Source organism: Algoriphagus halophilus (assembly GCF_900129785.1).
Taxonomy (GTDB): Bacteria; Bacteroidota; Bacteroidia; order Cytophagales; family Cyclobacteriaceae; genus Algoriphagus; species Algoriphagus halophilus.
Window position 1 is genome coordinate 96,934 of the sequence record NZ_FSRC01000003.1, and the last position, 25,201, is coordinate 122,134.

The 25,201-nt window shown below is 38.6% G+C and carries 26 protein-coding genes and 2 tRNA genes; 22 read left to right on the forward strand and 6 right to left on the reverse strand.

All coding sequences use genetic code 11. The features are described 5' to 3' along the window. Together BUR11_RS17240 and BUR11_RS17245 are read right to left on the reverse strand one after the other, a co-directional pair. Window positions 1-1,293, reverse strand: coding sequence for a parallel beta-helix domain-containing protein (locus BUR11_RS17240; protein ID WP_074226269.1), 1,293 nt, complete (start codon window positions 1,291-1,293; stop codon window positions 1-3). A 79-nt stretch (window positions 1,294-1,372) separates the two neighbouring features. Next, window positions 1,373-1,936, reverse strand: a complete 564-nt coding sequence (locus tag BUR11_RS17245; protein ID WP_074226270.1) for a Crp/Fnr family transcriptional regulator — start codon at window positions 1,934-1,936, stop codon at window positions 1,373-1,375. Window positions 1,937-2,109: 173 nt separating this feature from the next. Between BUR11_RS17245 and BUR11_RS17250 the strand changes: the two genes are divergently transcribed. Both BUR11_RS17250 and BUR11_RS17255 read left to right on the forward strand, forming a co-directional pair. After that, window positions 2,110-2,661 (forward strand): outer membrane beta-barrel protein, encoded by a 552-nt coding sequence (locus BUR11_RS17250; protein WP_074226271.1) that lies wholly within the window; start codon window positions 2,110-2,112, stop codon window positions 2,659-2,661. Between the two features lie 113 nt (window positions 2,662-2,774). Next, window positions 2,775-3,323, forward strand: a complete 549-nt coding sequence (locus BUR11_RS17255) for a porin family protein (protein ID WP_074226272.1) — start codon at window positions 2,775-2,777, stop codon at window positions 3,321-3,323. Window positions 3,324-3,356: 33 nt separating this feature from the next. Here the strand turns inward: BUR11_RS17255 and ruvC are convergent, their stop codons facing one another. After that, complete coding sequence (ruvC, locus tag BUR11_RS17260) at window positions 3,357-3,932, reverse strand: crossover junction endodeoxyribonuclease RuvC (protein ID WP_074226273.1); 576 nt, start codon at window positions 3,930-3,932, stop codon at window positions 3,357-3,359. 75 nt (window positions 3,933-4,007) lie between these two features. On the opposite strand from ruvC, the gene BUR11_RS17265 reads away from it, so the two are divergent. From BUR11_RS17265 to BUR11_RS17340, 16 genes are all read left to right on the forward strand, one after another. Beyond that, window positions 4,008-5,066, forward strand: coding sequence for a glycosyltransferase (locus tag BUR11_RS17265; protein ID WP_074226274.1), 1,059 nt, complete (start codon window positions 4,008-4,010; stop codon window positions 5,064-5,066). Between the two features lie 19 nt (window positions 5,067-5,085). Beyond that, window positions 5,086-5,337 carry a hypothetical protein gene (locus BUR11_RS17270; RefSeq protein WP_074226275.1) on the forward strand — a complete coding sequence of 84 codons (252 nt, stop codon included), beginning with the start codon at window positions 5,086-5,088 and terminating at the stop codon, window positions 5,335-5,337. Between the two features lie 2 nt (window positions 5,338-5,339). Beyond that, complete coding sequence (locus tag BUR11_RS17275) at window positions 5,340-6,551, forward strand: PP2C family protein-serine/threonine phosphatase (protein WP_074226276.1); 1,212 nt, start codon at window positions 5,340-5,342, stop codon at window positions 6,549-6,551. 2 nt (window positions 6,552-6,553) lie between these two features. After that, a complete protein-coding gene (locus BUR11_RS17280; RefSeq protein ID WP_074226277.1) occupies window positions 6,554-7,180 on the forward strand; it encodes a polysaccharide deacetylase family protein in 627 nt (208 codons plus the stop codon). A 50-nt stretch (window positions 7,181-7,230) separates the two neighbouring features. Then, a complete protein-coding gene (locus BUR11_RS17285; protein ID WP_262481257.1) occupies window positions 7,231-8,286 on the forward strand; it encodes a glycosyltransferase in 1,056 nt (351 codons plus the stop codon). Further along, a complete protein-coding gene (locus BUR11_RS17290) occupies window positions 8,283-9,059 on the forward strand; it encodes a TatD family hydrolase (protein WP_074226278.1) in 777 nt (258 codons plus the stop codon). The genes BUR11_RS17285 and BUR11_RS17290 overlap by 4 nt, the downstream gene beginning before the upstream one ends. Beyond that, window positions 9,056-10,123 (forward strand): asparaginase, encoded by a 1,068-nt coding sequence (locus BUR11_RS17295; RefSeq protein WP_074226279.1) that lies wholly within the window; start codon window positions 9,056-9,058, stop codon window positions 10,121-10,123. Before BUR11_RS17290 ends, BUR11_RS17295 begins: the two co-directional genes overlap by 4 nt. A 93-nt stretch (window positions 10,124-10,216) precedes the next feature. Further along, window positions 10,217-10,304: transfer RNA gene (locus BUR11_RS17300), tRNA-Ser, on the forward strand. A 959-nt stretch (window positions 10,305-11,263) separates the two neighbouring features. Then, on the forward strand, window positions 11,264-12,073 hold the full coding sequence (locus tag BUR11_RS17305; protein ID WP_074226280.1) for a MotA/TolQ/ExbB proton channel family protein: 810 nt from the start codon (window positions 11,264-11,266) through the stop codon (window positions 12,071-12,073). Window positions 12,074-12,127: 54 nt separating this feature from the next. Next, window positions 12,128-12,457 carry a hypothetical protein gene (locus tag BUR11_RS17310; protein ID WP_074226281.1) on the forward strand — a complete coding sequence of 110 codons (330 nt, stop codon included), beginning with the start codon at window positions 12,128-12,130 and terminating at the stop codon, window positions 12,455-12,457. A 1-nt stretch (window position 12,458) separates the two neighbouring features. Next, window positions 12,459-13,094, forward strand: a complete 636-nt coding sequence (locus BUR11_RS17315) for an ExbD/TolR family protein (RefSeq protein ID WP_074226282.1) — start codon at window positions 12,459-12,461, stop codon at window positions 13,092-13,094. 1 nt (window position 13,095) lies between these two features. Continuing rightward, window positions 13,096-13,560, forward strand: coding sequence for an ExbD/TolR family protein (locus BUR11_RS17320; protein WP_074226283.1), 465 nt, complete (start codon window positions 13,096-13,098; stop codon window positions 13,558-13,560). A 63-nt stretch (window positions 13,561-13,623) separates the two neighbouring features. Beyond that, a complete protein-coding gene (locus BUR11_RS17325) occupies window positions 13,624-14,931 on the forward strand; it encodes an MFS transporter (RefSeq protein WP_074226284.1) in 1,308 nt (435 codons plus the stop codon). Window positions 14,932-14,942: 11 nt separating this feature from the next. After that, window positions 14,943-16,412 carry a bifunctional ADP-dependent NAD(P)H-hydrate dehydratase/NAD(P)H-hydrate epimerase gene (locus BUR11_RS17330; RefSeq protein ID WP_074226285.1) on the forward strand — a complete coding sequence of 490 codons (1,470 nt, stop codon included), beginning with the start codon at window positions 14,943-14,945 and terminating at the stop codon, window positions 16,410-16,412. A 41-nt stretch (window positions 16,413-16,453) separates the two neighbouring features. After that, window positions 16,454-17,641, forward strand: a complete 1,188-nt coding sequence (locus tag BUR11_RS17335; protein WP_074226286.1) for an MFS transporter — start codon at window positions 16,454-16,456, stop codon at window positions 17,639-17,641. A 71-nt stretch (window positions 17,642-17,712) separates the two neighbouring features. Then, window positions 17,713-18,555, forward strand: a complete 843-nt coding sequence (locus tag BUR11_RS17340; protein WP_074226287.1) for a DUF3667 domain-containing protein — start codon at window positions 17,713-17,715, stop codon at window positions 18,553-18,555. A gap of 44 nt (window positions 18,556-18,599) precedes the next feature. Here BUR11_RS17340 and asnS read toward each other — a convergent pair whose 3' ends face one another. Continuing rightward, window positions 18,600-20,051: an asparagine--tRNA ligase gene (asnS, locus tag BUR11_RS17345; RefSeq protein WP_074226288.1), complete on the reverse strand. Its 1,452-nt coding sequence runs from the start codon at window positions 20,049-20,051 to the stop codon at window positions 18,600-18,602. A 177-nt stretch (window positions 20,052-20,228) separates the two neighbouring features. Here asnS and rpoN point away from each other — a divergent pair, with 177 nt between their 5' ends. Both rpoN and BUR11_RS17355 read left to right on the forward strand, forming a co-directional pair. Next, window positions 20,229-21,683: an RNA polymerase factor sigma-54 gene (gene rpoN / locus BUR11_RS17350; protein ID WP_074226289.1), complete on the forward strand. Its 1,455-nt coding sequence runs from the start codon at window positions 20,229-20,231 to the stop codon at window positions 21,681-21,683. Then, window positions 21,683-22,303 (forward strand): PA-phosphatase, encoded by a 621-nt coding sequence (locus BUR11_RS17355; RefSeq protein WP_074226290.1) that lies wholly within the window; start codon window positions 21,683-21,685, stop codon window positions 22,301-22,303. The genes rpoN and BUR11_RS17355 overlap by 1 nt, the downstream gene beginning before the upstream one ends. Before the next feature lie 83 nt (window positions 22,304-22,386). Here the strand turns inward: BUR11_RS17355 and BUR11_RS17360 are convergent, their stop codons facing one another. Further along, the gene (locus BUR11_RS17360; protein WP_074226596.1) at window positions 22,387-23,124 is read right to left on the reverse strand and encodes a porin family protein; all 738 of its coding nucleotides are present in this window, start codon (window positions 23,122-23,124) and stop codon (window positions 22,387-22,389) included. Window positions 23,125-23,305: 181 nt separating this feature from the next. Between BUR11_RS17360 and BUR11_RS17365 the strand changes: the two genes are divergently transcribed. Next, a tRNA-Arg gene (locus tag BUR11_RS17365) sits at window positions 23,306-23,379 on the forward strand. A gap of 229 nt (window positions 23,380-23,608) precedes the next feature. Next, complete coding sequence (locus BUR11_RS17370) at window positions 23,609-23,857, forward strand: YgdI/YgdR family lipoprotein (RefSeq protein WP_074226291.1); 249 nt, start codon at window positions 23,609-23,611, stop codon at window positions 23,855-23,857. A gap of 33 nt (window positions 23,858-23,890) precedes the next feature. Here BUR11_RS17370 and BUR11_RS17375 read toward each other — a convergent pair whose 3' ends face one another. Continuing rightward, the gene (locus BUR11_RS17375; RefSeq protein WP_074226292.1) at window positions 23,891-25,135 is read right to left on the reverse strand and encodes an MFS transporter; all 1,245 of its coding nucleotides are present in this window, start codon (window positions 25,133-25,135) and stop codon (window positions 23,891-23,893) included. Window positions 25,136-25,201 lie beyond the last annotated feature (66 nt).

Sequence of the window (25,201 nt, forward strand, 5' to 3'; positions counted from 1 at the left end):
TTAAAGAGAAGCCAAGTTGGATACGTCAGTAGATACATTCACATTACATCCTTGAAATGGGTTGTAATCTTTGAAAGATTCGATGTTGTCCTCTCCATCCATCAGATAAAACATGGTAAAATGGAGTTTATCCATTCCCTTTTCCTGCAGGCAAATTCGCATGGGATTGGTTTCTATTTTATCGCTGATTTCTGTGTCCCAGATTCCATCGTAAACGATATCCTGGGTCTTTGCTTTGCCATGGGCATTATACACCGAAATCAATTGTCCTAGTTCTCGTGTTAAATCAGGGATTTTAAGCGTGCGTTCATAGCTATTGTCATGCACATAAATGTCATGGGAATAAGGAGACCAATTTGGAGCTTCTGCTGGGAAACCAGTAATCTGATAGCTGGCAATAGCCAAACCAGTGGTTTTATTCCTATGGATTTTATTGTTGAAAATCTCTACTTCTTTGGCTGCCAATAAGATGATACCCGACCCCGGTGGGATCATGGTAACAGTATTTCCATTCGGACCATCTCCTAGTGGAGTAGCAAAGTTTTCATGGTTATTGTCAATGACTTCATTGTTGTAGATTTTGGTTCCCCTTCCGTCAGATTTAGGAAGTCCCGGAAGATTGAAAACCAATATGCCACCGGCATTGTCTCTGGCTACATTGTCAAATACCTCTGCATTGTCACAATTTTCTATTTCTATACCTGCTACGTTACCAAAGGCAAGTGAATTCTTGACAATGATATTTTCAGATTGTCCTACATAAATACCTGCATCTTTTGAATGAGAGGCAATGCATCCATCGATTACCACATTTTTACATTGTACCGGATATATGGCATATGTTCCATTTTTGGATTTATCTCCATTCGTCCAAGTAACGTTCAATTTCCGGAAAGTAATCCCATCGGTGTGCTGGGATTTAATCCCGTCTCCCGGAGCATCCTCGACGCTGAAGTTTTCTATCAGGATATTCTCTCCTACAATTTTGACTCCTTCCCCTCCGGTTTTTAAATTTCTGAATGAAAGAACGGATTGATCCATTCCTGCTCCAATGATCTTGATGTTCTTTTTATTGTCTAAGATCAGCTGGGTTTTCAGATCGTAGAAAAGAGGTTCAATAGTAATAGTCCCTCCATCTTCTACCATAATGAAATCTTCCACCAATTTTTCCACTTGTGCTTCCGTGGCTCTTGGTAATTTGGAAGAGTCAAAGGTCTGTTCATTAGATCGGCTACTACAAGCTGCCAGGATCAAAAAAAGAACGAAAAGTGGAAGTTGAATAAAATGTTTCATGGCATTTGGGTTGAAATAAAGATACTTCTTCAAAGATTGCCATGCTATGCAAAAAATACTATTGACAAAAATCAATTAATTAGATTTTACTTCTGATTCTACTCAAGGTTTCAATGCTCATATCCAAATAGGAAGCAATATGACCTACAGAAGCTTTCTGAATAACCTTGGGTCTATACTCCATGAGTTCTAAATATCGCTCTCTTGCAGTCTTGAATTTGGAGAATATTTGTTGCTCCTCAAGTACGATGTAATATTCCTCTAAAATCAAGCGATAGGCACGCTCTGTTTCAGGATAATTCACAAACATGTTCTCAAGTGTATTATGTGAAATTCGATAAGCCTTACTTTTTTCTAAGGTCTCGATGTTTTCATAGGATGGCTTCCTGGTGATAAAGGAATGCATGGCAGTAACAAATTCGCCATCCAAGGTGAAAGAAACAGTAATGTCTCTATTGTTTCTACTATAATAACTTCTGGCAGCTCCTTCAGAAAAGTAATACAAATATTGGCTCACTTCGCCTTCTTTGGCCAGCAAATCTCCCTTGTTGAACTCTACCTCTTCGAGATTGCTCAAAAAACCGGTCTTTGCGCTGTCGCTCAAAAATGGGAATTTGTCAAAAATGCCAAGAATCTTTTCCATGTATTCGGTAGAAAAAGTCTAATTGATTGATTTTATAATGAAAAGCTTCTGCTAGTTTTAGGAAGTAAATTAAAAAATCTAGATTAGATGAGCGATTTTTCTTTGGAAAACATTTGAAAATACTCTCTTCTCCATCAAAAATTTTGTTCAAAAATATAGTTAATCAACGACTTATGAGGGTTCTTTTTCTACTCCTTTTATCTTTTGGTCTAATAAGTTTAGTACATGGACAAGCAGGGATTAGAGCAGGGTTAAGCTCCAGTAATATTACCAACTCAAATGTCAATGCTAGGTTGGGGGCACATGGAGGGGTATATTACCGCCTTGAATTAGGTTTTTTTGCAATTGAGCCCGGTGTTCAATTTTCCCAAAAAGGCTTTCGAGGAAATGATAGAAATACAGGGAAAATTATCTACGAGCGATTCAACTATGTAGATGCTCCTTTGTTGATCAGGATCAACTTTTTTCCGGATATTCATTTATTCGTAGGGCCACAAATGTCTTGGTTGATGTCCAGAAAATATGAGCTGGAAGGAGTCGTGGATACGAATATGGATGCATTCCCAAAGACTGAGTTTGGTGGAGTGGGCGGTATAGGAATTCATTTACCTTATGGATTGAATGTTCAAGCCAGCTTTGATATTGCGAGAAATGATCTAGGAGAATATTATCCAAATAGAAGAAATAAAGGATTGAAGCTTTCTTTGGGCTTTGATTTCTTTTAATTAATTGAAGTAAGAAGTCTATAAATTTTTGATCTCAACATCCTTGGTCAAATTTTTGTAGAAAGTGACCTTTAGTAAATAGAAAAATTTCCAATCATTATTTAATTGATCAAATGAAAAAAATCTTGTTTTTGATATTGACCCTAGGGTTTATTGGTGCAGCACAGGCTCAATTTGGATTAAGAGCGGGGTTAAGTTCCGCTAACTTCTCAAATACAAACTATGATGCCAAGCTAGGTTTTCATGCCGGAGGGTATTATAAATTTGACTTGGGGATATTTGCAGTGGAACCGGGTATCCAATATTCTCAAAGAGGATATGAAGGTGTAGAAAGTTCATCAGGAGATGAGATCAATGAAAAATTAAATTACATCGATGTTCCGGTCTTGGTACGGTTTGATTTTCTCCCAATTGTCAATGTGTTTGCAGGGCCTCAGGCTTCTATCTTAGCTTCCCGAAAATATTCCTTAGGAGGTAATACCTCTACAAGTACGGATGTGATCAGAGGCTATGATGTTGGTGGCGTAGTAGGTGTAGGAGTCAATCTGCCTTTAGGATTTAATGTACAGGCCAGCTATGATTTTGGATTGACTAGTTTAAATTATTTTGATACCAACGTCAAAAACAGACTACTCAAATTGTCTTTAGGAATTGACCTTTAATAATAAGTTTTGAAACCCGGTTTAGGCCGGGTTTTATTTTTTCACTCGATTTGGATTTTCTTCTATAAAGGATTTCCAACCTTGACTTCTTCCCCTGGTTTGCGTTCTTCCTTCGTGGAAATGATGGCATAAAGCCACTGCCAATGCATCGGTTGCATCAAGCATTTTCGGGATTTCTGTTAATTTGAAAAGTGTCTGGAGCATGGCTGCTACTTGTTCTTTGGAGGCATTTCCATTTCCGGTTACAGATTGCTTTACTTTTTTGGGAGAATACTCCGTGATTGGAATTTCTCTTGCCAAAGCTGCGGCCATTGCTACTCCTTGAGCTCTGCCCAATTTCAACATAGATTGTACATTAACTCCATAAAATGGGGCTTCCAGTGCAACACTATCCGGTAAATACTCTTCAATGATCCCAGTGATTCTTTCAAAAATTTTCTTGAGCTTTAATTCGTGAGAATCATATTTCTTCAAATGAATGACTCCATATTGAAGCAGTTCATATTTCTTGCCTTCTGTTTTTATTAATCCATAACCCATGACCGTAGTCCCTGGATCTATGCCTAAAATGATTTTTTCCTTAGCCGTATTTTTCACTTCTTTACTCACCCTCGCAAGTTAGCCCAAAAGATGCTAAGTTTTTACCTGATTTGTAATCTCTTCTATCTCTTTCTGCTCTGGAGAATGAGTTTGACCTGGCCAAAGGGAAGAGGTGAAGTGAAATGTCCTAACCAGCTATTACCTGCGACTTTGGTGGTTGCTCTAAGGAATGAGGCAGGGAATCTACCTTCCTTGATATCGTCGATTAACAGGAGTTTACCTTCATTAAAAGAGGTGATTTTGGTAGACGATCATAGCGAGGATGGAACATTATTGAAACTTGAGCAGCAATTTTTGAATTCTGAGCGAGTGAGGGTAATCCAAAGCTCGGGAATTGGTAAAAAAGCAGCAATTAATCATGCCATATCGCTAGCTAGCGGAGAGATTATCCTTACCACTGATGCTGATTGTATATGGGAGGAAACATGGCCTGAGGTAATCTTAGCTACCTTTGAAAACCCACAGATTCAATTAGTAACTGGGCCGATTTTACCCCAGAGCCAATCAGGTTTTTTTTCTGGTTTTCAATTGATGGAGTGGGTGAGCAATTTGCTGGTGACCAATTATAGCTTTGCAATAGGAAAAGCCTTGACATGCAGTGCTGCAAATATGGCTTTTAGGAAATCAGCCTTTCATCAAGTACAAGGCTTTGTGGGGAATGAGCATAATCCATCTGGAGATGATGAGTTCTTGCTAAAAAAGATCAAGAGTTTATTTGGGGAAAATGCAGTAAAGTACCTGCCTGTTGAGGAAAGTCTTATTCAGACAGTCCCAGAGTCCAATTGGAGTGCGTTGATCCATCAAAAAATTAGATGGGCAGGAAAATGGAAAAGTCACTCTTCTCTATTTCATTCCTTGGCGGCAGCTGTTCCAGCCCTGTTTCAAGTGATTTGGCTTTCAAGTCTGGTGATGCTTTTTTTGGGGAAGATCAGTTTTTTGGGTTTTTGCTCAATTTGGCTGTTCAAAATCCTAGCGGAAATCGTAGCCTTTGAAAGAATTTTAAGAAGTTTGGGAAAACCTTTCAAATTAACCGCTTTGATTGGGACTTCCTTCATCCATCCTTTTTATGTTATTTTGGTTGTGTTGGGAGTGATTCGAGGGAAATACATTTGGAAGGGTCGGGTAACCAAAAGATCTGATTAATTTAGCTATTTAATAAGTTATGAGTGAGGAAGAATTTGATGTAATGGATGAACTGTATTTCGTGCAGTCATTTGATTACTTAAAAGAGACACTTGAATTAGGGACTAAAGAAATATTGACAGCCTTGGACTCTTTATACAAGCAAGGTTTGATCAAATGTTTGACTGCTCCCGATGAAGAGTGTTTTTATACTGTGAATGTTTTGGAAGAAGGAGAGAAATTATTTTTCCTTGCCACCAAAAAAGGTCTCATGGCCCATAATACGATTTAGCATTGACTACAGAGACAATAAAATATCAACGTAAAGAATTAGAGCTTAAAGCATTGCTCGAAATCACCCAGGCGATCAATGAAAATCAGTCTGAGGCGGTTTTAGCAAATATCTTCAAGTTTACTTGCTTGGTGCATTTAAACATTAAAGCAATGGTTTTGTATGTGGCTAAAGAAGGAGCATTTGAAAAAATCATTGCACATGGAGTCAAATCAAAGGTACCTCAACTAATTCCTTTAGATGATATTATCTCTGAAAAAGATTCGGATCAACTCAGGATAGAACTTCCCGATGGGTATTCGTTTCAGGATTTGGAGACGTATTTGCCGGTTTACCACAAGGATAAAATGCTTGCGATTTTATTCCTCAAAAGGAAAGACCTATCTCAGGATTTAGACCTGGATTTTACGCAAGCCTTGACCAATATTTTGGTGGTAGCCCTAGAAAATAAACGTTTTGCAAGAAAACAATTGCAACAGGAGGTTTTGAACAGGGAAATTGCCATTGCAAGTCAGGTTCAGCAAATGTTGTTTCCTGCAGAATTACCTGTTACAGATAAGCTGAAAGCCAAGGTGACTTATTTCCCACATAGTATGGTAGGGGGAGATTACTATGATCTGATTCAGCGATCCAAAGATGAGGTATTCTTCTGTATTGCGGATGTTTCAGGAAAAGGCTTTGCAGCGGCTCTTCTAATGTCAAATTTTCAAGCAACCCTTCGCACGTTATTAAGGAGTGACGCAGATCTGAAAATGATCGTGAACCAGTTGAATTTTACGCTTTTTGAAAATACAAAAGGCGAGCGCTTCATTACTTTTTTTCTGGGGTATTATAATTTCAAAACCAATAAGTTTCAGTACGTAAATGCTGGGCATAATGCCCCTCTCTTATGCGGGAATATTCCAGGGAAGATCGAATTGCTAAATGCTGGAACCACCATACTAGGGGCTTTTGAAGAACTTCCTTTCTTGGAGATTGATGAAAAAGAGAATCTGAAGGACTTTACAATTCACCTATATACAGATGGAGTAACTGAAGCTACCAATGAAGAGGGGGAGGAATATGGTGAAGATAGGTTGGAAGATTTTGTTTTACAGCATTTGTGTGTAGATCCAGATGATTTTCACAGAGAGTTCTTTAAGGAAATGAATGATTTTTCAAAAGATGTGCCTTTGAGAGATGATTTGACATTATTGAGTCTTAGGTTCCGTTAATCATGGTATTTCATACGGTTCCATTGGTTATTCAGCGATTATTTCCACAAAGAATTTGGTCAAAGAATTCGGAAGGAAACCAAGTCTTTTTGACATTTGATGATGGTCCTGTACCAGGAGTGACTGACTTTGTCCTTCAGGAGCTTTCTAAACGAGCCATGAAAGCTACTTTTTTCATGGTTGGTGATAATGTTCGGAAGCACAGTTCCTTAGCCAAAGAAGTGCTTTCTCAAGGACACCAATTAGCTAACCATACCTTTCATCATCTGAATGGCTGGAAAACCAAAAGGGAAAAATACGTCCAAGACTTTCTGGCTTGTAATCAAATAATAGAGGATCAACTGGGCGTTCAGACAAAATTATTTCGCCCTCCTTATGGACTGATGACTTCAGCGGAAGCCAAGGAAATTTCGAAAACGCATTCCATTGTGATGTGGAATATGTTGAGTGGAGATTATGATCTAAGACTCGATGCCAAAGTGGTCCTGAGAAAGTCTATTGAAAATACAGGGCCTGGATCAATCGTGCTATTTCATGATCAGCAAAAGACCAATTCAGTTTTACCCAAAATTTTACCAACTTACTTAGATAAACTTCTAGACAAAGGTTGGACTACGGCAACACTATAATTTTCTATTTGGCGTTTTTTGCAGTAAGCATTCTGCTTGCCCAGTACTTAGTGCTCATCTTTCGGGCATTATTTTTCTGGGTTGATTTTTCCAAATCGAATCACAATTATTTTCCTAAAGTATCGGTTTTGGTGACTTCTAGAAATGAGGAAAAAGACCTTCCTAACTTACTGGCTTCTCTACAGGAGTTGGACTATCCTTCCGAGCAACTTGAATTTTTAATGGCGGACGACCAAAGTGAAGATGGTACGCTGGGGATATTGGAAGAATGGAAGGAAAGAACCACTAATTGTAAGGTTTTTTCCATTAAGGGACAGCAACTGGGGAAGTTTCCCATCAATGGAAAGGCAAATGCCTTAGCCATTATGGCTAAAGAGGCAAAAGGAGATTTTTTATTTTTTACGGATGCAGATTGTGTGGTAGGTAAAAACTGGGTTAAAGAAGGGGTAAACAGTTTTTCGGAAGATTTAGGGCTATTGAATGGCGTAACTGAATTAGAATCTCACACTCTTTTCGCAGAATTTCAAAAAATAGATTGGTGGAATATTTTAGGGATCACCAAAATCGTCTCGGATATGGGAGCTCATACCACTGGGTTGGGAAACAATATGGTGATTTCACGGAAGGCTTATTTGGAGTCTGGAGGTTATGAAAACACAAAATTTTCTTGGACCGAAGATTTGGAGATTTCCAGATCTATAAACCGTCTGGGCTTTCAGGTACATCAACAAGTCAGTCCGGGTATGCTTTTAAAGACCAAAGCGGAAAGAAGCTGGTCGGATTTGTTAAAACAACGAAAGCGATGGCTCAAAGGGGTTGTTTCTTTGCCATGGAAATGGAAGGTGTCCTTAGGTTTTCACCTGCTCTTTTTCCCAGCTATTGCTTGGATCTTAGCAAGTAATGTAAGTTTTGGATTTGGAATTTGGGGATTGAAAATCCTTTTACAATCCATCTTTATAATGGTGGTTTCTAATAAAGCGGGCAGAAAACTTTCTTGGTTTGTACTGGCAATCTATGATTTTTATTACCTGCTTGCCTCCTCCCTTACTATTCTTTATTATTTTTGGCCTTCCAAAATCACTTGGAAGTCTAGAAATTACTTATGAACCTGATTGAAACCCACGCACATATTTACTCTTCCAAATTCGATTCTGACCGAGACGAGGTGATGGATCAAATCCGTAAAGCCGGAATTGAGCGTGTATATATGCCCAATGTTGATGTTGAAACCATTGATGCCATGTTGGCCTGCGAAGAGAAATACCCTGATCTTTGTATTCCGATGATGGGGCTTCACCCTTGTGATGTGAAGGAGGATTTTCAGACACAACTTTATGTGATGGAAGAATGGTTGGAAAAGCGCCCATTTGCTGCGGTAGGGGAAATAGGATTGGACTTGTACTGGGATAAATCATTTTTCGAGCAACAAAAAGAAGCGTTGAAAATACAGGTAGATTGGGCGAAGAAAAAGAAACTTCCTGTAGTGATCCATTGTAGAGAATCCATGGATGAAACAATCGAACTCATTAGACAAGAGCAAGATGGGAGCTTGACTGGCGTTTTCCATTGTTTTACGGGTACGTTGCAACAAGCACAGGAAATTATTGAGTTGGGATTTCTCTTGGGAATAGGTGGAGTTTCCACTTTTAAAAACGGAGGTTTGGATCAAGTAATTCCGCAGTTAGAATTAGGGAATTTGGTTTTAGAGACTGATTCTCCTTACCTAGCGCCAGTTCCTTATCGAGGTAAAAGGAATTCTCCAGTTTATTTACCTATAATAGCAGAGAAAATTGGAGACTATTTGGCAATTTCTAAAGAAGAGGTAGCTAAGAAAACCAAAGAGAATGCATTCAACCTATTCAGGGAGTTTGAGCTATGAATTATAAAATAGTAAGACTAAATACAGGCCTTCGTACCAGTAAGACATCATCAGTGTTGATTATATATACTGGTGGAACTTTGGGTATGGCTTACGATGATTCAGGGTCTTTAGTGCCATTTAACTTTGGAAAGATTCTGGAAAAGATTCCTATTCTTTCCAATATGAATATTGCGATCACGGTGATTTCATTTCCTGAGCCTATTGACTCTTCTAATGTTTCTATGAAGCATTGGACCGATATGGCCTATATTATCTATGAGAATTATGATAGTTACGATGGGTTTGTCGTGCTACATGGGACTGATACGATGGCCTATTCTGCATCCATGATGAGTTATATGCTTCAAGGGCTCAATAAACCTGTGATTTTTACTGGTGCACAATTGCCAATTTCGGCGATGCGTTCAGATGCCCGGGAGAATTTGATGACTTCATTGGAAATTGCGACCGCGAAAATCAATGGGAATCCTATAGTACCTGAGGTTTGCGTATTTTTTAACCATGTATTATTGAGAGGGAACCGTTCCAAAAAGGTACAGTCTGTCCACTTTGACGCATTTGAATCAGAGAATTATCCTTCCTTGGCGGAGGCTGGGATTGTGATTGATTATAATACGGCTTCTATTAGACCTTATGAACCCAATAAGGAGTTGGTATATAAAAACTTGCTCGACAACAGAGTCATGATTTTAAAACTATTCCCGGGGATCACCTCCCAAATCATGGATGCTTGTTTTGATATCCCTGGTTTAAGAGGAGTGGTTTTAGAAACCTATGGGTCTGGAAATTCTCCGAGTGAAACCTGGTTTATGAATTCCTTGTCTAGGGCTGTTAAAAAAGGATTGATCCTTTTAAATGTTTCTCAGTGCAATGGTGGTAGAGTAATTCAGGGAAGGTATGAGACGAGTAAAGAGTTGTTGAATGTTGGAGTTATTAGCGGGGCAGATATTACCACAGAGGCGGCGGTAACAAAATTAATGTTCTTGTTAGGACAGTATTCTTCCGCTGATGAAGTGAAGAAACAATTGATGGTTCCACTCGCAGGAGAGATGACTACCTAGAGAAATTCAGGATATTTTAGAGTTTGATTTGGAAAGCGGAGGAATAATTTTTTTCTTTGCACTCCGATTTGCAACAGCAGGTCAAATTCAACTAGAGAGGTGTCCGAGTGGTTGAAGGAGCACGCCTGGAAAGCGTGTATACCCCTAAAGGGTATCGAGGGTTCGAATCCCTTCCTCTCTGCATAACAAGTCAGTTCTAGAAATAGGGCTGACTTTTGTTTTTTATACCAAATCGAATTGAATGAAGGGATGAGAACCCTCGATTATAAATGATTTGGGTTCGAAATCGACTGCAAGGAGATTCGCGAGAGGCCGTGCGGTGAGGCAGAGGGTATGAGCAATCCCTTTGGATCTGCAAAGCCAAGCTAGCAATAGTTTGGCTTTTTTTATTTCCAGGAAAAATTGAACTAGATAATTAAAGAAGGGATGGAACCTCGAAGTTAGAAATAGCCGGATTCGAAATCGACTATGAGGATAATCATTAGATGCTGCGGCGTGTTGTAAATAATAAACAATCAAACGAACGTATTATTAAAGCCATTCTTATCTAATAATAATAATGAAATTGGTCTTTCTATAACCATGAATTAAAGTCTTTTATTCTGGGAATCTCAAATCTTTCTAATTCAATAGTTAAATGCTTTGAAAAGGCCATTGGCCTAATTTTTCAAAGGGATTGTTAGAGAGATGGCAATGAAAAGTTTCAATCCTTAGCGTATTTTAAAAATATTTAACGTTAAAAGATTTAGGAAAGTCTGATTATGGGAAGGATAGAATTGCATTTTTTGTAACTTAGTTGCGAAATCGGTTAAGTTATGTCGGTAAGGGAAAAATATTCAAAGAAATTTTTCTTTGTCTATCTGACTGACGCAAAGGGCTTAAGAGATTGTTTTGGAATGAATTAACACTTGAAAATGGACTATTCTGACCTTTAAATGGCGAATTAGAAGCCTATGACAGTTCAAAGGAATATTTTCCGCTCGTGTAATAATTGCCCCAATTCCGCTTTAAAAGCAGGATTTTTCCAAAAAATCTAAAAGAGTCCATTGTTTTTTGAAATTAAAAAATGATAACTTTAAAACTCGATTTTAGTGTAGAAACCATTTAACCTTTATCAAAAGTCTATTTAAAAATCAAATTATGAGAAAGTTAATCGCTTTGTTCATGCTTGCAGGTATCATGTTTGTTCCTGTTTTCGCAAACGCACAAGAAGCAGCAGCTGATTCTGCAGCTCAAGAAGAAATGGCTCCTGTAGCAGAAGAACCTGCTGCATCACCAACAATCATTGATGACGAGATCGTCGTTGAGGAGCAAAGCTTCCACCAAGTAGTTAAAGACAAGTTTATCGAAGGTGATCCTTTGTACATGACTCCAGTATTGATCTGTTTGATCTTAGGTCTTGCTGTAGCCATCGAAAGAATCATCACTTTGAACCTTTCTACGACCAACACCAAAAAATTGTTGGCAAAGGTTGAAGATGCTTTGTCTTCAGGTGGAGTTGAAGCGGCTAAGGATGTTACTAGAAACACCAAAGGCCCTGTAGCTTCAATCTTTACTCAAGGACTTATGAGATACTCTGAGGGTATCGAAATGGTTGAGAAGTCCATCATTGCTTATGGATCTGTTGAAATGGGTAGATTGGAAAAAGGTCTAGTTTGGATCTCTCTTTTCATCTCTCTTGCTCCAATGTTGGGTTTCATGGGTACTGTAATTGGTATGATCGGTGCATTCGACTCTATCGAAGCAGCTGGTGATATCTCTCCATCTCTTGTGGCAGGTGGTATTAAAATTGCCCTTTTGACTACAGTAGCGGGTTTGATCGTAGCGATTATCCTTCAGTTGTTCTACAACTACTGTGTCGCTAAAATTGACTCTTTGGTTAACGATATGGAAGATGCTTCTATCACTTTGGTGGACATCTTGGTGAAGCACAAATTGACTGGTAAGTAAGCCGTCAAAATTTGAGTTTCAATTATTTAAGTTAACCCCGAAGAAAGCTACATTATGGATACTTATGACATTTTATTATACGGTAGTTACTTACTAATTGCGATTGGAGCTTTCGCTTCTATTGTAATGCCTTTAATCAACTCTTTGAATGATCCTAAGAGTTTGTTGAAGACAGTAGTGGGTATCGTTGGCATCTTGGTGTTGTTCTTCATCGCTTACTCTGTTTCTAGCGACGAAGTACTTCCAAAATTTGAAGCAGAACCTTTCAACTTAACCGCAGATGGATCTAAGTTAGTGGGAGGAATGCTTATAACTACGTACGTACTTGCGATTGCGGCATTGGCTGGAATCGTAGTAACTGAATTAAACAAAGCGATAAAGTAATATGGCTAGAAAGAAAAATAGAATGGCTCAGGAGGTCAATGCAGGTTCTATGGCTGACATAGCGTTCTTGCTCCTGATCTTCTTTCTCGTCACTACTACTATTGCATCGGATAAGGGTATCTTGAATGTACTCCCTCCAAAAGTGGATCCTAACGTTCCGCCACCAGACATTCAAAAGAATGAGCGTAACATCTACACCATTCTTGTCAACGCGAACGATGATCTTCTTGTAGAAGGAGAATACAGAGAAAGTGCCGATGGTCTTGATAAGGATGTTAAAGCATTTGTATTGAATTTCGGTGCGCCGGATGAAGAAGCAGTTGCACTTTACAATTCTTTGCCAGCTTCTCTTCAAGCAGAAGCAGCTAGAAATCCTGAATCTTCTGACTATCCAAGTGAAGCTGTTGTTTCCATCAAAACAAACAGAGGTACTAGCTACGAAAAGTATCTTGAAGTATTGGATTTGGTGAAAAAGGCTTACTTCGATATCTATGCAACGAGAGCAAACTTGTCAACTGACGAGTACAGAGCTCTTAGTGGTAAAGATGACGCAGAACAAGCGCTTATTGACAAAGGGAAAGAAGGCATTGCAATGCAGATTTCCATCGCAGAACCAGATAAACTAGGAAGCAATTAATATGGGAAAGTTCGGAAAGAAAAATAAAGTCTCTGAGAATATCCCAACCTCGGCGTTGCCGGATATTATCTTCATGCTTCTTTTCTTCTTCATGGTAACTACCGTGTTGAGAGATCAGGAGATATTGGTTGAGCAAAAAATTCCTCAAGCTACTCAGCTTCAGAAATTGCAAAAGAAAACATTGATTTCTTACATCTTCATTGGTAAGCCAAAGAATACATCATTGTATGGAACCGAACCAAGAGTTCAAGCTAACGATGCCTTGATGTCAACTGACGAAATTGTTCAGTGGGTAAACCAAGAAAGAGATGCATTGCCTGAAGCGGACCGTGGAGGGATTACAATTTCAATGAAAGTGGATAAGGATGTTAAAATGGGTCCAATCTCTGACGTTCAAACTGAATTGAGAGAAGCGGATGCAAGAAGAGTTCTTTACGCTTCTGTTGGTAAAGTTGTAAAAGACTAAATAGAAACAATTCAGTATATTTAAAGCTATCCCCATACCGGGATAGCTTTTTTTGTTTACCCCATGCTAGCAACACTACAAAATAAAAAGAAGGTCCAAAACGGTTGGGCCATGTATGACTGGGCAAATTCTGTTTATAGTCTTGTTATTACGTCTACCATCTTTCCGGTTTATTACAACAATGTCACCAAAGCAATTGATGGAAGTGATAAAGTGAATTTCTTTGGTTTTGAAATGATTAATACAGTTCTGTATTCGTATTCCATTTCCTTTTCCTTCCTGATCATTGCTTTGATCTCTCCCTTGTTATCAGGAATAGCAGATTCCACAGGAAAGAAATTAAGCTTTATGAAGTTTTTTGCTTATTTAGGCGCAATTTCCTGTGTAGGACTTTTCTTTTTTGATGGGAGTAATCTTGAATTTGGAATTATATGTAGTGTCCTTGCTAGTATAGGGTATGCAGGGAGTATTGTGTTTTATAATGCCTACTTACCTGAAATTTCCGAGGAGAATGAATATGACTTTTTGAGTGCAAAAGGTTTTGCCTTGGGATACATTGGATCCGTGATTTTACTGATTCTCAATTTATTGATGATACAGTTTCCTTCTGCCTTTATGATTCCTGATGGAGGGATCGCTGCCAGGCTGTCCTTTTTAATTACTGGAGTATGGTGGGCAGGATTTGCTCAGATTACTTTCAATGTGCTGCCTAAGAACCCTTTTGGGAAGAATGTAACAAGGGAGATTTTATCCAAAGGGTATAAAGAGATCCGCAAAGTGTTTTTTGAAGTGAGGAAAATTGGAGTAATGAACAAATTTCTAGCTTCTTTCTTCTTTTATTCGATGGGCGTACAAACAGTTATGTATTTGGCTGCAAGTTTTGGGGATAAGGAATTAGGGCTTCCTGGAGATCAATTGATCTTAACCATTTTGATTATTCAGTTTGTGGCTATTATAGGAAGTTATTTCTTTGCCTTTTTATCCAAGAAGTATGGAAATAAATCCAGTTTGGTCATCATGGTCATCATTTGGATTTTTATCTGCGGAGCGGCTTATTACGTGTACACGGTTTATGAGTTTTTTGCTCTAGCCTTTGTAGTAGGTTTGGTAATGGGTGGAATCCAATCCTTATCAAGATCTACCTTTTCCAAATTGATTCCGGAATCAACCACAGACCACGCCTCTTATTTCAGCTTTTATGATGTTACCGAGAAAATGGCTATTGTATTAGGGACATTTTCCTATGGCGTGATCGAACAGCTTACTGGAAGTATGCGAAACAGTTCCTTGACTCTAGGAATCTTTTTCCTAGTAGGGTTAGGCTTCTTACTATTGGTTACGATTCCGAAAAGTCAATTAAACGCTTCTTAATCTCTGTTCCCATGAAAAAGATCCTTCAAGGTGCTCAAGTAAAAGAGTTAGATGCTAAACATATTTCAATATCCGGGCAGTCGAGCCAAGAATTGATGGAAGTGGCTGCTTTGGGGTTTGTGGATTGGTATGTTGCACAAGATCAATTCAAAGAGTATGGGGTCTTGATTTTTGTGGGAGCGGGAAATAATGGGGGAGATGGACTTGCAATCGCTAGGATTTTGACAAATCAAGGTGTTCAAGTGTCTGTGGTTCCTTGTTTTACTGACCCAGATAAACTATCACTCGACGCGTCAGCCAATTGGGAATTGCTTCCTAAATCTGTTCAACTATTGGATTTCAATGAGTTAAAGTATGAAGGTGATTTAGTACTGATTGATTGTTATTTGGGTGTCGGACTTACAGGGACTTTAAGGGAATCTAGTATTCCAATCATTGATTATATAAATGAGTTCTCGGGCCCCGTTGTTTCGGTAGATATCCCAAGTGGTCTTCCTTCTGAAACCATCCACCAGGGTTTAGCTGTACGAGCAGACTATACCGTTACTTTTGCATTTCCAAAATTGTCCTTACTACTTCCTGAAAATGCTGAGTACGTAGGAGAGTTGGTATTGGTGGATATTGGGATTGAGGAGGAGACCTCTAAAGTCTTTGATTCAAACTTCTATTATTTAGAGGAAAAGGATATTCCTGCACTTCACAAATCTTTCCATCGGTTTTCCTACAAAGGTGACTATGGGAAAATTTTAATTGCTGGTGGCAGTCCTGGAAAAATGGGAGCATTGATTTTATGTGCGAAAAGTGCATTAAGAACAGGGACTGGACTTGTTACCTGCCATATAGAAGATTCAGAAAGAGATATCATCCAAACAGCAGTTCCTGAGGCCATGGCTTCTTGGGGTCTGATCGCAAATTTAGAATTTTACGATTCGGTAGGAATTGGACCTGGTTGGGGGCAAGATGGTAGGGTTCATTTATTGACTCAGATTTTGGAAGAATTTAAAAGCCCCGTAGTGGTTGATGCGGATGGCTTGAATATTTTAGCAAGAAGTAAGGAATTGCTTGAACTTGTACCCAAAAATTCAATTTTAACCCCGCATATAGGCGAGTTTTCCCGTCTAGTAGGTCCTGCAAAGAATCATTTGGAGCGACTGGAAATGGCAAAAGAATTCTCTGTTACCAACGAGTTAATTCTCGTCCTTAAAGGAGCTAATACAGTCATTTCCTTGCCAGATGGACGACAGATTTTTAATTCTTCCGGTACCAAATACATGGCAACTGGTGGTTCTGGAGATGTGTTGACAGGAATGATTACTTCCTATTTAGGGCAGGGGTATGAACCAGAGAATGCCGCTATTTGTGGGGTATATCATCATGGGTTGGCAGGAGAACTTGCTGGAGCAAAAAAGAGAAAGGGACTAATCGCCTCTGACTTGATTGAGGCTATTCCGGAGACTTATAACCTACTTGATATATCGTGATATATAGCATTTCTCTATAAACTACTCCTTACATCCCTTTTATGAAGAATGAAAAGTTTCTTCTTTGGACTTTAGCATTGATCAACTTTATCCACATAGTTGATTTTATGATCTTGATGCCATTAGGTCCTCAGTTGATGAGAATATTTGAAATCAGTCCTAGAGAATTTGGCCTTTTGGTTTCTTCCTATACATTCAGCGCTGGGATTTCAAGTTTTTTTGGTGCGTTTTTTCTCGATCGATTCGATAGAAAGAAAATCTTATTATGGGTGTATATGGGCTTTACCTTGGCCACATTGGCTTGTGCCTTATCTCCAAGTTATTCCATATTATTATTTGCAAGAGTTTTATCAGGGCTCTTCGGAGGACTTACTTCCGCATTGATCTTGGCTATTATAGGAGATGTTATTCCTGATCAAAGAAGGGGTAGGGCCATGGGATTGGTCATGGCAGCATTTTCCGTAGCCTCGGTTTTGGGCGTTCCATTGGGCCTGTTTTTGGCAAGTCTTTCCAATTGGCATACTCCATTTTTTATTCTTACTGGTACTTCTTTGTTGAGCCTTGTCATGGTTTTTAAGTTTATTCCATCGATCAGGGATCATTTAGATCAAGGGTATTTGAGACCCAATCCCATGTTGGTGATATCCCGTGTAATTGGGGACTCCAATCAAATGAGGGCAATTTCCTTGTCTGTGATGATGATGTTTGGTCAGTTTATGATTATCCCATTCCTAAGTCCCTATACGGTATCAAATATTGGTTTTACAGAGATGCAGTTAACTTACATTTATATGGCAGGAGGAGCTTTTACTATTTTTACTTCTCCTTGGGTGGGTAAACTTTCTGACAAGTATGGTAAACTGAAGATTTTCACCATTTTCATGGCTTTGAATGTGGTGCCTATTGCAATCATAACCCACCTAGGAGTTACTCCGATCTTTTTTGTCCTAATGGTTTCCACACTATTTTTTGTGACCTCCAATGGTCGATTTGTGCCTGCCGCAGCCTTGATTACTGGAACGGCAAAACCTGAGAATAGAGGGAGTTTTTTGAGTTTTAATTCTGCAGTCCAACAAATGGCAACTGGGTTGGCGTCGCTTATTGCAGGGGTAATTATAGGGGAGAATACCGCTGGAGAACTCACTAATTTCAATTTGGTGGGCTATTTAGCAATCTTCTTTAGTTTACTTTGCATTCCTTTGGCCAGAAGGATAAAAGTAGTGAGTTGAGCTAGTTTAAGGCAGTTTGAATTAACCAAATAATTCAGGAAATTACCGGTGAAGGAATTACCCTCTAAAGAATGGAAAAAGGTACTTTACGATGTGCTAGATGCAATACAGAATTGAAAGGTACTTTTTGTTACAATTGTGGAGAAAAGCGGATTGAAGCGAAAGACAAAAATTTTATTCATTTTTTAGAAGAAGCTATTTCATCTGTGTTTGTGGCAGATGGCAAATTTTTTAAAACCATCAAGCTTCTGGTTACGAATCCCGGAGAATTGACAAAAAGTTTCGTCATTGGAATTCGAAAGGAATACCTAACTCCACTCCAACTTTTCTTCTTCGCAAACCTGATCTATTTCATTTTTCCTTTGATATCTACATTTAACACCTCGCTGGACGTTCAGATGCATCAATTACCATACAGTAATTCTATTCGTCCAATAGTAGAATCCTATATTCAAACCAATGATTTAGATATGGGGAATTTCCAAGCTGAGTTTGAAAAGGTATCCGCCTCCAATGGAAAACTATTGTTAATCGTGTTAGTAATTCTTCAAGGGCTATTTCTGAAAGTCATTTTCTGGAAGACTAAAAGGCTGTTTTTAGTGGACTTTCTTGCAGCCTCAGCATATTTTTATGGGTTTTATATACTTTTTGTATTGGTCTTATTTCCAGCAATTGTGATCCTTTTTAGTAAGATTTTTGATTTCTCGATGAGTACCCTTTTCAATGAATTGACGATTAGCATTGTGTTTTTGCTAATAATCGTTTTCTACATGTTTTTTCTTATCCGAAAGGCTTTCGAAGTGGATAATCTAGGAGCTATTTGGAGAAGTGTCCTGTTAGGATTGTTTATCATCCCGAGTTTTATTATTTACAGGTACATTTTATTTTGGGTGACCTTTTGGATGGTCACTTAAGGAATCAAAAAAAAATCCCCGACAAATTGGCCGGGGAATGATGATTAAAATTCTGCGTTTCCAGGGGTTCTAGGGAATGCAATCACATCTCGGATATTGCTCATTCCTGTTACGAACAGTACCATTCGTTCAAATCCCAAACCGAATCCGGCATGAGGGGTAGTACCAAATCTTCTGGTGTCTAAATACCACCACATTTCATCCTGTGGAATGTTCATTTCTTGCATTCTTTGGGTAAGAACATCCAGTCTTTCTTCTCTTTGAGAACCTCCGACAATTTCACCAATTCCTGGGAATAGGATATCCATAGCTGCTACAGTTTTTCCGTCCTCATTCTGACGCATGTAGAAGGATTTGATTTCCTTTGGATAATCCGTCAAGATTACTGGCTTCTTAAAGTGCTTTTCTACTAAGTAGCGTTCGTGCTCAGATTGTAAATCAGCACCCCACTCGTCAATAAGGTAAGCGAATTTCTTTTTCTTATTGGGCTTGGAGTTTCTAAGAATATCGATTGCCTCCGTATAGGTTAGTCTTTCAAAATCATTTTCGACTACGAATTTCAACTTATCAAGTAATCCCAATTCACTTCTTTGGTCTTGAGGCTTTCCTTTTTCTTCCTCAGCAACTCGTTGATCCAAGAATTTGAGATCTTCCGCACAATGATCCAACGCATATTGGATGACATATTTTAAGAAGTCTTCTGCGAGGTCTTGGTTGTCTTCTGCATCGTAGAATGCCATTTCAGGTTCGATCATCCAGAATTCTGCTAAGTGCCTAGCAGTATTTGAATTCTCTGCACGGAAAGTAGGGCCGAAGGTATAAATCTCAGAAAGAGCAAGAGCAGCTAATTCACCTTCCAATTGACCAGAAACAGTCAAGTTGGTCTCTCTTTCAAAGAAATCTTCTGTATAGTCGATCGCACCATCCTCTTTTAATGGAGGGTTTTTGAGATCTAGGGTAGTTACTTTAAAAGTTTCACCAGCACCTTCAGCATCTGAAGCAGTGATAATTGGGGTATGGATATAAAAGAACCCCTTATCATTGAAGTATTTATGTACAGCAAAAGCCAAGGCGTGCCTAACTCTGAAAACAGCTCCAAAAGTATTGGTTCTTATTCTTAAGTGTGCAATCTCTCTCAAAAACTCAAGGGAATGCTTTTTAGGTTGAAGTGGATATTTTTCAGGATCTGCCTTGCCCAATATTTCAATTGAAGTAGCATTCAATTCAGAAGCCTGTCCAGCTCCCATGGATTCCACTACCTTTCCAGTAACTTTCAAACAAGCTCCTGTAGCACAATTTTTTAAGATATCTTCTGAGATCACATTAGGGTCTGCGACTACTTGGTAATTCGTAATGATAGATCCATCATTAAGAGCGATGAATGAAACATTCTTGTTACTTCTTTTAGTACGTACCCAGCCCATCAGTGTCACTTCTGAACCTATTGGACTTTCATCCAGGATGGTCTTGATTTTGACCCGTTTGTTAAATGCCATTAGGAGAATTTATTTAAGGAAAATATCTATTTCCGATGATATTAAAGTGGAATGCAAAAAAACGATTAAATAAGCTTTTTATCAAAAAATTGTTTGTTTTTCCTAACTTTGGGTATGAGGCTTTTTCACTTGAAAAGGCCTTTTTTGAACCCAAATATTGGTTTTATCTGATTTCTAATGCAAAAGCTAAATCTTAGCCAGTCACTTTCACAGAAACTTTCTCCTCAACAGATCCAATTTATCAAATTGTTGCAGGTACCAACTGCAGAATTGGAGACCAGAATTGAGGAAGAGTTGGAAATAAATCCTGCTCTGGAAGAAGGGAAGGATGAAGATTCAGATAGTTCTCAAGACGATTTTGAAGATAGTTATGAGGAGGATTCTGTGCAGGATGATAGGGATGTTAACATTGACGATTACCTCGATGATGAATATGGAGGTTACAAGATGCAAGGAGATGGGAATTATAGCCCTGATGAAGAAGATCGGGAAATCCCGATTTCCAGTCAGTCATCCTTGCATGAGCAATTAGTGTCTCAGCTTAATTTTCTGAAGTTGGATGATCGACAAAGAATCATCGGGCAACAGTTGATTGGCAGTATAGAAAACGATGGCTATATACGTAGGGACCTAGACGCGATAATAAATGACTTGGCTTTTAGTCAAAATATTGAAACTGATATTGATGAACTGGAGGAAATTTTAAGAAAAATCCAGGGGTTTGATCCTGCTGGAATCGCTTCAAGAAATCTTCAAGAATGTCTGACACTTCAGCTTGAACGCAAAGAACATCCAGAAGATCCTACGGTAATCCATGCTCTTCGAATTATTCATGACTGTTTTGATGAGTTTACAAAAAAGCATTATTCCAAGATTCAGAAAAAGTGTGATCTAACGGAGGAGGAGACGAAAGAGGCGGTAAATCTAATTACGAAATTGAACCCGAAGCCTGGAGGCGTAGCAGATGGATTGGTCCGTACCCAATACATTATTCCTGATTTTATTCTGACGAATAACGGAGGAAAAATGGAAATTAGCCTAAATTCCAGGAATGCACCCGAGCTTAGAATTTCCAGGTCTTATTCTGAGATGTTTGATGCGTATGATAAGAGTGATAAGAAGGATAAAAAGCTCAAAGAGACAGTGTCTTTTGTCAAACAGAAGTTAGATGCTGCAAAATGGTTCATTGATGCCATTAAGCAACGACAAAATACCTTGTTGAGGACCATGGAGGCAATACTTACTTATCAGAAGGAATTTTTTATCGATGGGGATGAAACCAACCTACGTCCGATGATTCTAAAAGATATTGCGGAAAGAATTGATATGGATATTTCCACTGTGTCTCGTGTAGCAAATAGTAAAGCCATCCAGACAGAATTTGGTGTATATCCTTTAAAGTATTTCTTTTCGGAAGGAATTGCAACGGATAGTGGAGAGGATGTAAGTAACCGTGAAGTAAAATCAGTTTTGCAGGCTATGGTGGATCAAGAGGATAAGAAAAAGCCTTTATCAGATGATAAGCTTGTGAAGATGCTCAATAAAAAGGGATATAATATAGCTAGAAGGACGGTGGCAAAATATAGGGAACAACTTCAAATACCGGTTGCAAGACTAAGAAAAGAACTCTAGTGCCTAGATTTATTGCTTTATTTGTTTCAGTAGTTTTTCAGCCTTTGCTAGTCCCTACCCTGGTGTTTGGATTGATCTTGTACTTGGTGCCAGAGGCAAGCAGTATCCCAGATGTTTTTAAAAACAGAATCTTCCTTTTAATTGTCTTGTCTACCCTTGCCATACCAATGGTGACTATTTTTGGGTTAAGACTGAGTGGTACTTTGAAAAGTATCCATATGGTCGATATAAAGGATCGGATTGTCCCATTTATCGTGACTACCATCTATTTTTTATTGACCACCTATTTTCTGCATGATAAGAATGAATTGGACCCCATTCTTTGGCAGGTATTAGGCATTATATCTGTTTCCATTGTAGGTTTGACCTTGGTAACATTTTTTTGGAAAATGTCTGCACATATGACTGGATTAGGGGGCTTAGTGGCGACAGTTATAGTCCTGAATTTGAAATTCGCCACCTTCGATGCATTGTATCCGTTACTAGGAGCCATTGTGCTTTCTGGGTTGGTAGCTACTTGTAGGCTTTATTTAAACGCTCACAAACCATCGGAAATTTATATTGGCTTTGTGTATGGATTTATCATTTGCTTTTTGGGGTTTGAGTTGATTTACCCCTGATTTTTTTTAGAAGTACTATTCAAAAAAATAGCATAAAAAAAGCCGGGAATAATTCCGGCTTTTTTTTGATATGCTGAATGGGATTAGAAGACATTGACTGCAACCCCAAAGTTAAGTTGTGTTGCTCCCGTTCCAATCGGTCCCATTCCTTGTTGGAAAGTTTTATTCAATCCGTAATACATCCAGGCATAAAAACCAGGAGATCCTGCTTTTAGGGTCAATCCATATCTGAATTTCTCAAGTCCATAATTCTGGGAATCCTTGATTTTTCTTTCTAAACCATCAGAATCAGTGAATTTAATTTTAGAATGTGCTTCATAAAGCAAGCCTAACTTGGCTCCTAATGAAACCCTGAATCCTTTGTAATGATTGGTTTTATTGAAGTGGTATGTTAAATCTAATGGAAAGTCTATATAGTTTGCTGCAAAGGTGTTTTTATTCAAACGAATATTTTCTCCATATACTTCAGTTACTTCAAGCAGGTCACTGGATTCAGGTCCTTTCTCTACATCATTAAACAGGTTTTTCCTATCTTTGAAAGCGTATTTGTCTGTTCCAAAGCCGATACCTGGATCGAATGTAAAACCAGATGTTTCACCAAATATTTTAAATGGGTGCTGGAAGTATACATTGAAAGTCCTGGAACCAAAGAAGTTCAGGCTCATGTCTTCAGGTCGGTTGTTTAATTGGTTAAATCCGAACTCAAAAGATAAGTTGCTTGGAATATTTGGTCTTCCTCCAATTGGAGTTTTTGGCTTTTCCTGTGCAAAAGCGGTTTGGAATAAAACCAAAGCGAACAAAATAGTGTATAATTTTTTCATTAAATAAGGATTGAATTTCAAATTCATCGCGGGCAAAAATATGAATTCCTGAAGGAATTACCCTGTTTTTAGTCTTAATTATTCTTAAGTGTTGATCAAGTTTAAATTTACAAAAAGATCTTTTTCTGCCTTGTACTTGTTTGGAATAAAAAGAAAAATAAATACCTTTGCATTCCATTTCGGCTTCGTAGCTCAACTGAATAGAGCACCTGATTACGGCTCAGGAGGTTTCAGGTTTGAATCCTGACGAGGTCACAAAGCTCATCCATAGCGGTTGAGCTTTTTTTGTGCCCAATAAAACGGATAAAGGAGGTTTCAGCCCACGATGGTTATCTAGCTGGATTTTGGCTAGAATATCTAACACTTATTTAAAAGAAAAATGATGAATCATTGGAAGGAGTGGATAAAGTATTTCTAGCAGTGATATCAGTTTTTATAAGAACTATTTTTTGTTCATTTTAGCCTTGAGTTTTAGTAGGAACAAATGAAAAAAGTTATCCCTCTTCTATTTCTTTTAATGGGTTGTAGCCTGTTTGAAGATACCAAATTAGTAGACATTCAGAAATTTGAAGGTCCTTGTGTGATCACATTGAAAGATGGATCCACCATAGAAACTACAGGTGGTATCGAAGTTTCAAAAAGGTATGAAGGTATTACATACCGAGATGAAGAGGGGAAGATTTGGTCTCTTTTTAAAGAAGAGTATACTTCCTATTCATGTGGAAATCAATAAAGCAAAAAAAAGCAGCCCGAAGGCTGCTCTTTTTTAATGTGCTGTTGCTACTGAAGGTTTTGAGCTTTTCTGCCAAAAGAACAGTATCAAGAATGCCACAATCAAAATAATTGGGAAAGTAGTCATTGTAGAAAGAGTTGCTTGACCTGCAGCAAGATCTAGTTCCGCTCCAGTTAATCCCAAAGCTGTTTGTTCTGCAATATCGCTATCAATCCATCCACCGATAATAGGTTGGAAAATCGCGGTAGAAAACATTCCTACACCACCGATGATTGACATGCCTAAGGCACCGCTTTTTGGGATTTTTGCCGCGACAAATCCAATCATAGTAGGCCAGAAGAAGGCAACTCCCACGGCAAAGAAAATAGCTGCTACGTAAGCCATTACACCAGTTTGTGTACTAAACAAGTAAATTCCTATGGTAGATACGATAGCACCTCCCAATAAAACACCAGTTTGACCCAATGCCTTGGTTACTGGACCTCCGAAGAATCTCAATACAGCCATCAGTCCAGTGGTAAGAGCAAGGATCAACATAGGCTTAGCACCAGAACTTTCCATGATCAATCCAGTCCATTTCTGTGGTCCAAACTCAGTAATTGCAGTAAGTGCCATGCATGCGAAGATGAAAAGGAATAAAGGAGTAAACATCGCTTTGATGTTTCCTGACAAAGAACCTGCTTGTTCTACACTTGCTTTAGGGAAAGTTTTTCCGTTGAATAAATAGAAGTAAATGATTGCAGGAATAGGAATTAACCAGAACTGACTTTGCCAAGAGAACCCAAGGCTAGTCATTGCTTCTGAAAGAAGAGCTCCAACGAAAATACCACCAGGGAACCACATGTGGAATCTGTTTAGCATTTTATTCATCGTCGAACCGGTATACATATCAGCAATCATTGGGTTACAAGCTGCCTCTGTACATCCGCATCCAATTCCCATTAAAAGATTTGAAGCTAGTAGCAAAACATAGCTCATATCTGAAACAAAATAAATCGCAAACAGCGTCAATGCTGCTCCTATAAAGTGAGAAAGGAATGCGATTTTCATGATTTTTTTAGGTCCTATAGAATGATAGATCAATCCTCCGATGATCATCGCTATTGGAAATCCAAAGAACCATAGGGAGTTGATATACCCTAACCTTTCGGCAGTATATCCTAAGTCATCTCCTAATTGTCTTAATGTTCCGGCACTGATACTGAATGAAAATGCCGTTGTAATCAGTGCAAAACAACTCGCGTTGAAGAGCGCACTTTTGTTGATGGTTTGAGTCATAAGCTAGGTATTTTGGTTACTGGGTCATTAAAATAACTTTTGAAATGGCTTTGAAAATAGGAAAAA